The organism is Pedobacter sp. GQ55 (assembly GCF_059758925.1).
In genome coordinates, this window is sequence record NZ_JCAXEI010000011.1 from 1 (window position 1) to 13,683 (window position 13,683).

Genomic DNA, 13,683 nt, shown 5'->3' on the forward strand with positions numbered 1-13,683 from the left:
GCTCGCTGTTTCTCTTCCTCCGAAGCGGGATGCAAAAGTAGGAAAATTCAACCACCACCCAAACATTTATACACTTTTTATTGCAAAATATCCCTAACTCACTAAACCACAACCAGAAAAATTAACAAGACCTATTTAAAATACTTTAATCCGTACCTAAACATTATATAAACCGGAATACTTAAGGCTATCCATGAAACGATATGCCATACTCCTACTCCCATTATTGCCGATAACAAACCTATGATTGTTATCACTCCCAGTAAGATAGGGATACTCCATACTTTGAAAAACACGTTACTATTATTCTTCATTCTCTTGAACGGTTGATAAAGTGAGCGATTCGGCTTCTCCCATAAGCCTTTTAAGTTGGGCCGACTTCGCCTTGCGCCTGGCAAGCCAAAGGTAGATTCCGGAAATCAATACAATAATAGTAGCGATATCAAAGATCGCCCAAAGTATCTTCATAGGCATGCCTCCGTAATCGCCAAAATGAAATGGCTGGGAGATAAAGATTGTTTTCAGGTACCATGGCAGATCTCTTATGTCTGTCAGCTCCCCTGTTTTAGCATCTATTAGCGCCGGTTTAATAATTCTCGAAGTTAGCGGAGTGGTTCCAATCAAGTACACTGCGTAATGATACTTACTGGAGTAAAGTGTTCCCGGGTAGGCAACAAAAGAAACATCCATTCCAGGAGCTGCTGCTTTAGCTGTTTTAACAGCAGCATCCAGAGAACTTAAAGTTCCCGCTACCTTGGGCTTATCCTTATATCCCGCAACCATTTCGGCAAGTTGACTGGTTTTCCATTTGTCCAGGGCTGGGTCTACCAGCGTGTTAATCACACCTGTAAGCCCAACAACCGACGCCCAGGCAAGCGTTACAATTCCAAGCAGGTTATGCAAATCCAACCATCTTAATCTTGATGATTTTTCTGTTCTGATCATTCCGAAATCAAAGCGTTTCATAATTGGACCATATAATACTATACCCGAAACAATAGCAATAATAAAAAGCAAACCCATCAGACCAAGGAAAAGTTTACCGGGTATGCCTGCCAGCATTTCTACATGCAGGTAGTACATTACCAACATAAAATCCATTTCATTAGGTGGCGTGTCCATTACCTTACCACTATACTCATTCATCCTAAGGTAATGATCTCCTTCAATTGGCGCCTCACTTGAATCGGCCACAACAACAAACATTTCACCAGGATGCTCTTTTACATCCCATGACACATACTTTATTGCCTTTACAGGTACGTGTTTTAGGGCCTCATCCAGTACAACATCTTTCGACAATTCTGGAGTTCCGGGAGCAATAGCAGGCATTTCTACTTCTTTGCCTAGCAGGTGATCAATTTCCTCGTAAAATATAAGAGGCAAACCAGTCAGGCATAGCATGAGCAAAAAAACCGTACAAATAAGACTGGTCCATTTATGAACTTCAAACCATTTTTTTATTGTCTTAGCTTTCATAAGTTAAAATTTATAAGCAAAACTTGCGGCAAAGTTCCTTGTTTTCTGCGGGTTAACAGACCAGTAACCAATATAATAGTCTTCATTGGTCAGGTTGTTCATATTAAAGGTAAATCTGTATTTGTCTGAGTTGTAAAACAAACTTGCATTTAATAAGGTATAGCTTGGCAATTCAAAAACTCCTGTTACGCTATTATCTATTACCTTATATACACCAGCATAGTTCCCGCCTAATCCGAAACCAAAATCTTTCAATTTGCCAGATCCGATTTTATAGGTCGCCCATAAATTGGCCAGATCCTGAGGGCCCTGACCACCTGGTGCTCTTCCTACTTCGTTGTAAAAATCATTTGGTATTCCTGTATTACCTTTAAGCACTTTAATTCTACTGTGGCTAACTCCTGCAATGATATTAAAACCAGGAAAAGGGTTTGCACTTAAATCCAAATCAAAACCCTTGCTTCCGGTCTTTCCACCTTGCACGGAAGAAGTTGGTGTATCATAAACCCTGTTTGCAACTCTGATATCATAGACAGAGAAAGTGGCAAACAACTTATCAGAAAACAGGTTGGCTTTTACCCCAACTTCCCATTGATTAGCTTGTTCTGGCTTAAATGATTTAACGCCCTGACTTACATTATTTTCATCAAATACTTCACGTGGGTTTACATTAAAAAATGCATTCATGTAATTTGCGAAAATAGATACCTTGTCAAGAACCGGCTGATAAACCACCCCGAATTTAGGGGACAGCGCCAACTGGTCGTAATCATCTTCAGGATCTTTAAGATCTCCTTTAGAATCAAAATAATCCATTCTTAAGCTGGCCATCACACTTAGTGAAGGAGTAAAATTAAGCACATTTGACACATAAGCACTGGAGATGCTGTTCTTTTTATTGGTACGGCTACCTATTTGTTCTGCTAATGCATTATCAACCAATGACTTGCTCAAATATATAGGTTCATCAATTGGCTCTAAATCAGGACCTACTTTTATTTCACTCTCTTGAGGTGATATTTTTCTAATTGCTACCCACCCAGATCCATTGTCAATCACATTGCGGCTATAATAGTCCAATCCTATTAAAATACGGTTTCTAACACTACCTATTTTAAAATCGCCATTAAAATTCTGCTGAATATCGGTAGTATTGGTAGTTTGTTGTTCATTGTGGAAATACTGATCAAAGTAGTTGTCTCTAACTCCATCATCCCATATATAAGTATAGTAGCCATCGGATTTTACGTTACCCCTTGAAATAACAGTTTGTGAAGTCCATTGATCAGAAATCTTATAAAGCATCTGACCTTGCAGGTTATATCTTGGATTTTTTATGGTCAGGTCATTGTTCGTGAAAGACAAGCTCCTATTCAAGTTCAGTTCTTTAATATTTTTGAAAATTAGCGGAGCATCCCTGTTGGTATTAAAAAATACTGGTGCTACAGCCCTTTCTTCCTGCAAAATTTCTGTCAATACCTGAAAGGAAAGCTTATCATTTACCTCATAAGCCAAACTAGGAGCTACGTAGAAAGACTTTTTAAATCCAGCATCCTGGAAACTGTTTTCTGTATGATAAGCCGTATTAATACGCATTGCAATCTTTTCAGTTTTGCTTAAGGGCATGTTTACGTCTGCTGTTACCCTGTTCAATCCAAAGCTACCTAGGTTGTAGGCCACCTCACCGCCAAACTCATAATAAGGTTTTTTAGTAATGGTATTGATAATCCCTCCATAGCCATAGAAGCTTGCTCCAAACAATGTGCCTGAAGGTCCTTTCATCACCTGTATCTCTTCAACACTAGCCGGATCTAGATTTCCGCTGGTCAGGCCCGGTAATCCGTTGATCAGACTTGGCTGTGCTTCAAAACCACGGAGCGCAAAATAAGAAGCCCCATCGCCGCCTCTCCCTGTAGATTCCCACGTTCTTGAAATTCCCGGAATGTTCCTCATCGCATCGTCATAGTTGCTAATGGCCTGCTGTTTTAATATTTCAGAAGAAACAGAGCTATATACCTGTGGATTCTCCAGGTTTTTTAAAGGCATCTTGGCAACCGCAGCAGTTACTTTGTTTGTATTTCTGGAAGAAATAATTACCTCCTGTAATTGATCGGAATTTTCACTCAGTACAAAATCAACATATACCGTTTCTCCTGACTTTACTTCTAGAGCCTGTTCTTGTTTTGCCAGACCAATAAATGTTGCAGTCAGAATATATTTGCCTGTTTTAATATTCTTTAGCTGATACGCTCCTTTTTTATCCGTTAAGGCTGTCTTTCCTGTTCCTTTAATGTTTATGGTTACAAGTTCCGCTGGTTTCCCATCGGAGGTCTTTACTGAACCATCAATATTTCCCGTCTGCGCAAATGACAGACTTACAGAAAATAAGAGTAAAATAATACAATTGGTAAAAATTCTAATCATGTTAAAGTTTGTTTGATCGCACAAACCTACTATTTAAAATAATTCTAAACAATATTATTTAAAACTATTCTAAACAATAACCTTAAGCACTACTGTTCACGTATTTAAAGTGTACAGCGATAAGTTTAAGTGATCTTTAAATGAGATGCTATGTGGAGTCATCCAAGTATAGCGGACCGATGCCGTATTAGCTTCTGACTAAATCCTTATTGAAAAAATAGAGACAAAAAAAAGACGACATCTGGAGCAACGTCGCCTTTAATTAAGAAATAAATTTCTTGTACCCTGGAAGGGATTCGAACCCCTGACCCACGGTTTAGAAAACCGTTGCTCTATCCAACTGAGCTACCAAGGCCTTTCCCCTTAAGGAGCGCCAAAGATATAAAAACATGCGAATAAGCGCAAATCTATTTTGATAATTTTCTAAAAAAACCGGATTAAAAAAATATAAGCAAGATTACCAGTCACTTAACAAATAGCCTAAATAGAGGTATTTTACTTTCCATTACTCTACCTCAACCATCACTAGTTCAAAATAAGTTAGCAATCCAGAAACTTCAAATTTTGTAAGCTTTAAAATAAGGCATAGATGTTGTATATCCAAAGTAATACAAACAAGAAAAAGTGCGTTTCATCTAACAACCAAGTCAAAAACCTTCATCTCAAACAAATCCTGTAGCAATACTATTTATTTGCAAGCAGAAAACGGGGAAGTTTTGCTACGATTAGAGGATTGCAAAATAAACCTATACAAATAACCAAATAGTAACAAACTTTAAATCTACTACTACCGACCTATGGATAATGAGGCTCATAATTTGCAATCGCTGGTTGAAGCACTTGATGATGTAATTCTGGAATTAACCGAACAAGCAGTAATTAAGCGGGTTTGGACAAAAGATAAATCTAAATTGTTCATGCCACCCGAATTCTTTATCAACAAGAGTATCCCGGAAGTTTTTGGTGAGTTTGGAGATATCTTTATTGACTGCATAATCAGACTACTTAGTACTGGAGAAAGACAACAATGCATCTATCCTGATTTTGATCCAGCTAAGCCACTATGGTATTGTGCTAAGTTTCAAAAAATTGATTCAATTAATACTGATGTCAGGATAATATGCATCATAGAGGATATTACAGCTAAAAAAGAGATGACTGATCAGCTTGAGAAGAATAGCCTAGAGCTCAAACGAATCAACAACTTGCTAGAAATAGGCCATCAAATTTCAAAAATGGGTGGATGGGAATATGACACGATAAGTAAAGAAGTCTTTTTAACGAATCAGATCTATGAAATTAATGAATCAGATCAGCATATTGTAATCAACAGTATCAATGTCCCACAATCATTTGACAAAGAGAATAAAACAAAATTATTAAGGGCACTGAAAAATTCGCTTAACCAAAATATTGCCTTCGATATAGAACTAGAGCTCATAACAGCTAAAAGGAATAAAAAATGGGTAAGGATCTCAGGTGTCCCAATAATGGAGAACAACAATGTTCGATTATTCAGGGGAATATTGAAGGATATTACGGACATTAAAAACAACCAACTGGAGCTTATTGAGGCCAAAAATCTTGCCGAACAAATTGCCAGAAAAAGGACAGAAACACTTTCCATTATGAGCCATGAGATTCGGACTCCTTTAAATGCAATTATTGGCATAAGCAATCTTCTGGATCAGGCCACATCTTCAGACAAGGATATAAAAGAATATGTTGATCATTTAAGGTACTCTTCTAATCATTTGCTGGGTCTTATAAACGATATATTAGATCTGGAAAAGATTGAAAGTAAAAAGATGCAATTAAATGAAGCTCCGACAAACCTCACTTCACTTATTAACAATGTTTACAAGCAATTTCTACCATTTGCTAAAAGTAAAAGCCTTGCACTAAACTTCCATCATGATTACAAAACACCTGAATCCTTGATGATTGATGGCCTTAGGCTAACAAGGATCTTAAATAACCTATTGGCTAATGCCATTAAATTTACCGAAAAAGGAGAGGTTAGCATCACCCTAAAAACGCTGGTAGATCAAGACGATCATGCGTCTATCCTCTTTAAAATCACCGATACCGGCATTGGAATTCCTGAACATCTGCATAATCTGGTTTTCGACAAGTTTCATCAGGTCCATCAAGATTCCCACAGGCAACAAGAAGGAAGCGGATTAGGACTTAACATTACCAAAGGTTTGGTCCGGCTTTTCAATAGCGAAATTCGGTTAATAAGTAAACCTGCCGTAGGATCAATATTCGAGTTTCAAATTGACTTCAAAAAGGCCTTACCCATACAAACGAAAAACAAATCAAACGCATTCGAATTTGATTCTCTTACCCTCCCCGATTTTAAATTACTGATTGTTGACGATAATGCTACTAATTTACTCGTCGCCACCCGCCAACTAAGTCGTTTTGGGATCAATGCTGATAAAGCTGACAATGGTTATACTGCTATAGAAGTTCTAAAAAAAGAAAAGTTTGATGTTGTTCTTGTAGATTTGCACATGCCAGGCATGGATGGTTATCAGCTATCTAAATACATACAAGAAACCTATCCGGAAATCAAAATAATCATTTTTACTGCTGACGTGCTTGAAGAGGTGAGACTTAGACTTAAAGAAATGGGCATTCTCTATATTCTCTCTAAACCATTTAAACCAAAGGAAATGTTTGAACTCTTTTTAGAAGTTCTTGAGGTAAAATAATTCATAACTTTATGCCCCATGAGAGTACTTCTATTAGGGTTTGCACTGTTTTTATTCAGTGGCCCATCGTTTTCACAAATAAACACCAAAGCCACTGAAGCTGTTGTTACTTATGGGTTCCGAAATAACGGAAAAGAATCAAAAGCTGAACAAAAAATGTTCATTAAAGGCAACCAGATACATCTGGTACCTCAGGGTCATCAAACCGAACAACAGTATCTGCAAATTGCTCAAAAAGCCAGTTATCAGATACAAAACAACAATGCTATAGCATACACACTTAAAAAGCCTTTTTCTGAATATGTAAAAGCAGAATTACTTCCGGGAATAGACACTATATTAGGCATTCCCTGTAAAAAGGCTAAAGTCTTTGTTCGTTCCAACACCATTGAAGTATGGTATACAAACGACCTTAAAATTAAAGGAACGCCAAGTATTTCAATTGCTCCCGGATTAGGTTTGGTTCTTAAAACCATTCGTAATGGCAATTCCGAAACCTTTGCAAAAAATATCGACTACCGTACAGTAACATCCGAAGAGCTTGCCTGGCCAAAGAGCTGGGGTACCATATTAGATGAACCAGCATATCAGCGACAAGTAATCGAAAGCCGCTATACTACGCTCACCATTTTCAATAACGAGCAGATTAGTTTTGGCAATAAAACAGAAAATCCTGCCGGAGAACAATCTAATGTTACTTACCATTTTTCTGGTGGAACAGTTATTCTTAAGAAAGTAAAGTTACCGGCAACAAAAGCTGGTCAACAATTATTTATTGAATTAGCACAACATTCTAACGGAGATGCATATGACCGTACAGGCTCTGTATTTATGATCCCTACCGACAAATCCATTTCTTATCTTAATGCTTTGCAAAGTGGCATTCAGGCACTTCCTGTTTATTCAGCCAGAAACGGAAAGAAATATCAGGGAGTTACAGCTACCGACAACTATTTACCCCCTCTTGAGTTAATGCGTTTTTTCACCTCTTTTGGCGTAAATCATTTTAATGCCCAGGCAAAAATTAAAGGATATAACTGGGCCGATTCAGTTGTCTACAAACAAGATATAACCTCGTTATTATCGCGTTTACAAGGAGAGGTATGGGTAGGCCTATTTATAGGAAACTATGATAAAGGCGGACATAAGGCTAGTCTTTACTTCAAATACTATCCGGGTTATGAAGGCGAAAGCCAAAAAGAGGAAAAGAAATGGTTAATGCCTGCCTTTAACACAACCAATTTAATGGAAATGTCAGGACAAGAATACGGCACAATGTTCGATCAGGATTCTCTTACTGTAACTGTGGATATCCCGCAGGGTGTAAAAAACCTAAAAATGAGATACCTTACAACCGGTCACGGTGGCTGGGGTAGCGGAGATGAATTTGTACCAAAGCAAAACGAAATCTTTGTAGATGGCAAAAGAGTATATCACTTTATTCCATGGCGAGAAGATTGTGCAACATACAGATATTTAAACCCTGCTTCCGGCAACTTTGGGAATGGTTTGTCCTCTTCGGATCTTAGCCGTTCCAACTGGTGTCCGGGAACAATTACCTTACCTGTTGAAATCCCATTGCCGGATCTAAAACCTGGCAAGCACACATTTCAGGTAGCAATACCGCTAGGTAAACCAGAAGGCGGAAGTTTTAGCGCCTGGAATGTATCAGGAACATTAATTGGCGATATAGAATAAAATATTATAAAACTTAAAAAGTACAGCTGTAGCAATAAAAGCTCCAGAATACAAAATCAGATACTATTGGTGGTACTTGAATGCAATTATCAAAACGGTATTAATTGAGCGTGTTGTAGCCAAGACTTTAATGTAAAAGCAAAAAGGCCGAGTAATCATTTTTGAAATGAAATATTCAGCCTTTTTGGAACCTAAATATCTATCACACTATTAATGTTGTGCAACAGCCACAGATAGATGCTTTTTTATTAAAACTAAACCGTTATACTATTCTGCTTCTCTTTTAACATAAGTTTTGTTACCGTTTTTGTTGATGTAATATTTACCCCCACGTGGGCCAGTATAAATTACTTCAGCATTAGGGCCTTTCAACGTTCTATCTACAGTTGGCTTATAATCTTTATTAGCAGCACTGGCAACAGAGGTAGTTGTTTGTTTTTTTACCGTTGTTACTTCTTTTTTAGCTTCCTTCACAGGGGCCTCTGCTTTTTCTTTGGCAGCTGTAGCAGAAAAACGCTTATCTGGTGTACCATCTTTTTTAAGTTTTACATCACTAGCCGGAGCTGCTGCAGTTTTTGCAAAACGTTTATCAGGCGTACCATCTTTTTTTAACCTCGCACCTGCAGTGGTTGCTTCTGCTTTAGCTTTAGTTTTTGCTGTTGTAGTTTCTTTTTTAACCTTTTCTGTTACATCTTTTTTTGTATCGGCTGTTGCTTTGGTTTTAGCGGTTGCTTCTTTTTTAGCATCAGCTTTAGCTTTGGCAGCTTCTTTCTTCGCAGTTGCGGTTGCCTCTTTTTTAGCGTCAGCTTTAGCCTTTGCTGCTTCTTTCTTTGCGGTTGCAGTTGCTTCTTTTTTAGCATCAGCTTTAGCCTTTGCAGCTTCCTTCTTCGCTTCAGCAGCAGTTTCTTTAGCTTTCGAAGTTTCTTTTTTTGCTTTTGCTGCTTTCTTAGCAGTAGCAGTTGAAGCAGTTTGTGCCATACTTAAGCTCACACAGAAACTTAGCATAGCAATTAGTGAAAGTAGTTTTTTCATAACTTTTTAAATAGCTGATTGAATGTCTGTTATTCTGCTATTAGATTAGCCTAATAACTTTATACAATTTACACATATCATACCAAGATTATCAAGAAATCCAAATAAATAATTTCATTAAAAGAAATGAAGCTACCAAAATAGATAATCACTATGCAATGGTAGCGGTAAGTTTAGTTCCACTAACAGCTGTGCTATAAATTTTCAACGTTCTGGTATTTCCGGTCGTACCTTGTGGTCCCTGAAGTACAGAGCCATTGGTAGCGTATTCAGAAAAGTGCAGTTGACATTGTATTTTATTATCTGCCTGTTTCCATACCAAGCTACCTCCTTGATGTGGACAGATAGATTCTGTAGCTATAAATGCTGCTGCAGTATTTCCATCAGCTATTCTAAAAAACAATACACCATTTGCTTTCGCCTGGTCGCCCACAGCCTTTAACTGAGTTGAAAGATCTACGGTGGCAGTATTATTGCCTGGTCCCGGATCGGGTTTGTCGTCTGGTCCATCATTTCCACTTTTTCCACAGCTCGAAAGGCATGTTCCTGCGCAAACCATAGCAAGGCCAAGCCCTAATGATTTGATAAATTCGTCACGTTCCATAGTTTTTGATTTTAGTTTAGTAAATTTTTGATTTCTTGTCCGGATCCTGATTCTTTGACTTAAACAGGGTAAAGTTTCTTGATATAGTAAAGCCAAAACGTACGCCGCCTTTACTCCACGACTTCTTAGTATTTGGAATGAAATTATTTTCAACTATATACTCCGAGTTCATAAAATTTAAAGAGAAAATGTGCCCCCCTGTTTCTATTTCCAAACCAACACCAAATGGATTGTAATAAGTTTCGGTTAAATCTTTAGGTCTCGATAATCCATTTACAACGGTGTAATCGGCAATAAAGGAAAGTCGCTTAGTTATTTTCATTCTTCCGGCAAAACCAAGGGAAAACAGATTTTTTGAATCACCGCTATCCTCAATATTGTTTCGCACTAAAAACCCCGGCATCACCTCTAGTGAGAGGCGCGATGAGAACTTACGTGATATAATAGATTGAAAGAAATAAGAGAACCTATCACTATACTGTCCAAACTCGCCATCATTAAATGGTTCCCTGGCAATCCAGCCAAGCTGGGCAAAGAGGGTCATATTAATTGGCATCGAACTGTTACTGTTCTGCTTTAACAGTTTGTACTTACCGGAAAAATTGAATAGTTCGTCTTGCTTACTTCTTCCTACCGCAACAGTAAAATCGTCGGTAATCCCATAATCCAATCCAATAAACAAATCTGTTGCAACATCCAGACCGTATAAAGTATGCGCACTTCCAAAACGTCCGCCTATATCACCAAAATGGTGACGGATCCTCAGATCCAGATCATGCTTCTTTTGAGTTTCACTTGAGTGAGATAAAACTACATGTGTCGACTTAAAGGCGGCGTCTACTGTTGTAGCAACACCCCCACTGTCCAGGGCTTTTAATAATGAGTCCGCTTCCTGAGCTTGAGCATGCAGTGTAAAAAGCGAAAAGGAAATCAGTAAATATTTAATCTTATTCATGGGTTTGGTTATTTTAATGGATCGAATTTACCTTCAGCTTTTATCGTAATGAACTCCGCAATCTTGGTAAACACCAGCTTTGGTATTTTAATATCATGATCTACACAGGCAACTTTAAACTCTGTGCTGATTTGTACCACTCCATTACTTACGGTTACTTTTCCTGGAATTGTGCGCTTCTTATCTACTCCATGTACAGAAAGGATACCTGTAACTGTTACAGTATAATTACCATCTTTAGTAAAATCAACCGCCTGATCAATCACACCTTTAAATTTTGCATAAGGGTATTTGTCGCTCTCTATGTAATTTTCGTTGAAATGCTCCTGCATAAGCTTTCTGTCAAACTCAAGCGTCTTAACGACCAATTGCACAACTATTTCTCTGGTTTTGGCAACAAGAACAGCATTACCTTTATCGCTTACGGCTCTGATGTCCTCTAGTGGTGTAGATGAGAATAGGCCTATTCTAATATTTTTGCTAACGAAGTTCTGCGCCCCGGCGCTTAAATGCAGCATCAGGAGTGCCAACAACAATCGGGTTATTTTTCTTATCCTATTCATATTTAATTGAGCTACTGCGTTATTTAAGTTTTAATGAACTTATATCTCCTAGTACGGAGTAAGAAACAACAAGGTTGCCTGGGCAGTAAATATTTTCACATCTGTCGTCCTCCCGAGGAGCCGAGGGATCTCTGGGTTATGCTATTATTTTGCCTCCCAGCTACTTCGTGGCCAAGAGATTCTCTCCTGGCGTTGAAATGACGAGCGCATAAAACAAAAAAAGGCCTGCAATCTCTTGCAGGCCTTTCGTATAATTCAAATAATACTATTTAGTATTTTTCTTCTCGGTAACCTCAGTACGGATCTCTTGAGCAAGTCCTTTTAGATCCTGCATTGCTTTACGAACTCTAGTACCGGCTGCGCCATTACCTGAATTATAAAATTTGTCTGCATCTGCTTCGATTCCAGAAATAAGTTGTTTAAGTTTTGAAAATTTTTCCATGTTTTTCTTAAGTTAAGATTTTAAAAATATTTGATATAACGCTCTAAAGGTAATAATTATTGGTTTTGCACCAAATCAATGTTTCATAATCTCCAATCATTTTTTCCACATCCTACCTTCATTGTTAATAAAATCTTCATATTCCACATTTATTGCTGTTTAATATGCCAATAATTAGTTATAATTCGGGTTTTGGGTCATCTGTGGATTCGCCAGTAATTCTTTCTGAGGTATTGGCCATAGGTAATCTCTATTCTCTTTTGCTGATCTCACCTCTACATTTACCGGTTGATTGGTATTCGGATCTATCGCTCCCGTAACAGGGCCATTCATCACCTGCTCAAAAATACCCCATCTTCTAATATCGTAATAGCGAACACCTTCAAAAGCAAGCTCTACCCTACGTTCTCTTCTAACCAGCTCACGCAATTTTTCTTTGGTATTATATTCAGCCACATTTACATTAGGCATGCCTGCTCTGTTTCTGATCTCGTTCAGGTATTTTATCACGTCGGGGTTGCTGAAATCATCAAGCTCAATTAGTGATTCCACGTAATTCAGCAATACCTCAGCATAACGCATAATCATAAAATCCAATGTTCTGGCACCTGTTTTATCCTTTGGATCCAGATACTTGTTGATCCAATATCCGGTCGAAGTTGAATTTTGTTCACCCAACTTATCAAGTCCGGAATTCTCAAAAGGCTTTAAAACTACACCCGTATAAGTTGCCCCTGGCAATATAATCGATGCAGCCATTCTAGGATCTCTGTTATTATGATAATTAGGCTCCTTCACGTAAATAGCTGCAGAGTCAGGCCCCAACTCTTCTAACGTTTTCCCTTGTTTTGTTTCATAGGCATTTACAATAGAGGCTGTTGGAGAAACAACAGTTTTACCTCCCGTACCCTGAGGGGCAAACGTCAACCATTGATTACCTCCCGAAGTTACCTCTCTAAAAAAGATCCTTTCAGAATTGATCTCCCCCACATATAAAAACAGATCTGCGTAGCTGTTCTGTAAATTTGCACTCTTCCGCAAACTATAAGCATCCATATCGATGATCCTTTTTGCTGAACTTTTAGCTAAACCATAATCTTTATAATATAATGCCAGTTTAGAAATCAATCCCAGACAAGATCCGGCCGATATCCTTTTTAGGTCTGCATTTACGGTAAACTTCGGAGGCAGGTTATTTGCACACTCGTTAAGCTCGGCCATAATAAAATCGTATACTTCTTTTTCGGTATTACGTGGTAAATAGCTGTTTTCAGGAGCTACAGACTGCTTCATAATCGCTATTGGGCCAAAGAACATAAACAGTTCCATATGATAGTACGCTCTTAAGGCTCTTGCTTCATAAATATATTGCTTCTTTAGCTCTGGGTCAGGCAAATACGCCTTATCCACATTCTCAAGAAATCTGTTTGATCTTCTTATGTCGCGATAATCATCATCCCAAATGCCGGTTCCAACCGCCCAATTCGAGCCTTGCAAGCCTTTAACATAAGATTCGTAGTCTCCTCGTAAACTTTGTCGGGCAACAGCATTATCACTCATTGCATCAAGGAACATTAGCTGTCGGCCCGAAGAGCCATCAGGCATTCCTGCATAAATAGAGTTCAGTGCCGAGGTCACATTCGCCTCCGTGTTCCACCATATTTCATCATAAACATCCGTTGGATGATCATGTGTTAAAAATTTCTCACAACCTGAAAATGTAAATAAGATTGCGATAAGGACTAAATAATAGATTTTTTTCATCT

The 13,683-nt window shown here is 38.2% G+C and carries 11 protein-coding genes and 1 tRNA gene; 2 read left to right on the forward strand and 10 right to left on the reverse strand.

Annotated elements, in window-relative coordinates; genetic code table 11:
- Window positions 1-131: 131 nt before the first annotated feature.
- The 4 genes from AC6CH7_RS22010 to AC6CH7_RS22025 all read right to left on the reverse strand — a co-directional run bounded on the left by AC6CH7_RS22010 (window position 132) and on the right by AC6CH7_RS22025 (window position 4,258).
- On the reverse strand, window positions 132-314 hold the full coding sequence (locus AC6CH7_RS22010; protein ID WP_498264744.1) for a hypothetical protein: 183 nt from the start codon (window positions 312-314) through the stop codon (window positions 132-134).
- Window positions 304-1,479 carry a PepSY-associated TM helix domain-containing protein gene (locus tag AC6CH7_RS22015; RefSeq protein WP_498264745.1) on the reverse strand — a complete coding sequence of 392 codons (1,176 nt, stop codon included), beginning with the start codon at window positions 1,477-1,479 and terminating at the stop codon, window positions 304-306. Before AC6CH7_RS22015 ends, AC6CH7_RS22010 begins: the two co-directional genes overlap by 11 nt.
- A gap of 3 nt (window positions 1,480-1,482) precedes the next feature.
- Entirely contained in the window at window positions 1,483-3,903 is a 2,421-nt protein-coding gene (locus AC6CH7_RS22020; protein WP_498264746.1) for a TonB-dependent receptor domain-containing protein, read from the reverse strand.
- 281 nt (window positions 3,904-4,184) lie between these two features.
- Window positions 4,185-4,258 (reverse strand) — tRNA-Arg (locus tag AC6CH7_RS22025).
- A 442-nt stretch (window positions 4,259-4,700) separates the two neighbouring features.
- Between AC6CH7_RS22025 and AC6CH7_RS22030 the strand changes: the two genes are divergently transcribed.
- Together AC6CH7_RS22030 and AC6CH7_RS22035 are read left to right on the forward strand one after the other, a co-directional pair.
- The gene (locus AC6CH7_RS22030; RefSeq protein ID WP_498264747.1) at window positions 4,701-6,623 is read left to right on the forward strand and encodes a response regulator; all 1,923 of its coding nucleotides are present in this window, start codon (window positions 4,701-4,703) and stop codon (window positions 6,621-6,623) included.
- A gap of 18 nt (window positions 6,624-6,641) precedes the next feature.
- Window positions 6,642-8,321, forward strand: a complete 1,680-nt coding sequence (locus tag AC6CH7_RS22035) for a PNGase F N-terminal domain-containing protein (RefSeq protein ID WP_498264748.1) — start codon at window positions 6,642-6,644, stop codon at window positions 8,319-8,321.
- 267 nt (window positions 8,322-8,588) lie between these two features.
- Here the strand turns inward: AC6CH7_RS22035 and AC6CH7_RS22040 are convergent, their stop codons facing one another.
- The 6 genes from AC6CH7_RS22040 to AC6CH7_RS22065 form a co-directional block, all read right to left on the reverse strand.
- On the reverse strand, window positions 8,589-9,353 hold the full coding sequence (locus tag AC6CH7_RS22040) for a hypothetical protein (RefSeq protein ID WP_498264749.1): 765 nt from the start codon (window positions 9,351-9,353) through the stop codon (window positions 8,589-8,591).
- A gap of 151 nt (window positions 9,354-9,504) precedes the next feature.
- On the reverse strand, window positions 9,505-9,957 hold the full coding sequence (locus tag AC6CH7_RS22045) for a QcrA and Rieske domain-containing protein (RefSeq protein ID WP_498264750.1): 453 nt from the start codon (window positions 9,955-9,957) through the stop codon (window positions 9,505-9,507).
- A gap of 16 nt (window positions 9,958-9,973) precedes the next feature.
- Window positions 9,974-10,912, reverse strand: coding sequence for a DUF5777 family beta-barrel protein (locus AC6CH7_RS22050; RefSeq protein WP_498264751.1), 939 nt, complete (start codon window positions 10,910-10,912; stop codon window positions 9,974-9,976).
- Window positions 10,913-10,920: 8 nt separating this feature from the next.
- On the reverse strand, window positions 10,921-11,475 hold the full coding sequence (locus AC6CH7_RS22055) for a YceI family protein (protein ID WP_498264752.1): 555 nt from the start codon (window positions 11,473-11,475) through the stop codon (window positions 10,921-10,923).
- A 265-nt stretch (window positions 11,476-11,740) separates the two neighbouring features.
- Window positions 11,741-11,917 carry a BF3379 family histone-like protein gene (locus AC6CH7_RS22060; RefSeq protein ID WP_498264753.1) on the reverse strand — a complete coding sequence of 59 codons (177 nt, stop codon included), beginning with the start codon at window positions 11,915-11,917 and terminating at the stop codon, window positions 11,741-11,743.
- A gap of 174 nt (window positions 11,918-12,091) precedes the next feature.
- Window positions 12,092-13,681 carry a RagB/SusD family nutrient uptake outer membrane protein gene (locus AC6CH7_RS22065; RefSeq protein ID WP_498264754.1) on the reverse strand — a complete coding sequence of 530 codons (1,590 nt, stop codon included), beginning with the start codon at window positions 13,679-13,681 and terminating at the stop codon, window positions 12,092-12,094.
- Window positions 13,682-13,683: the final 2 nt, after the last annotated feature.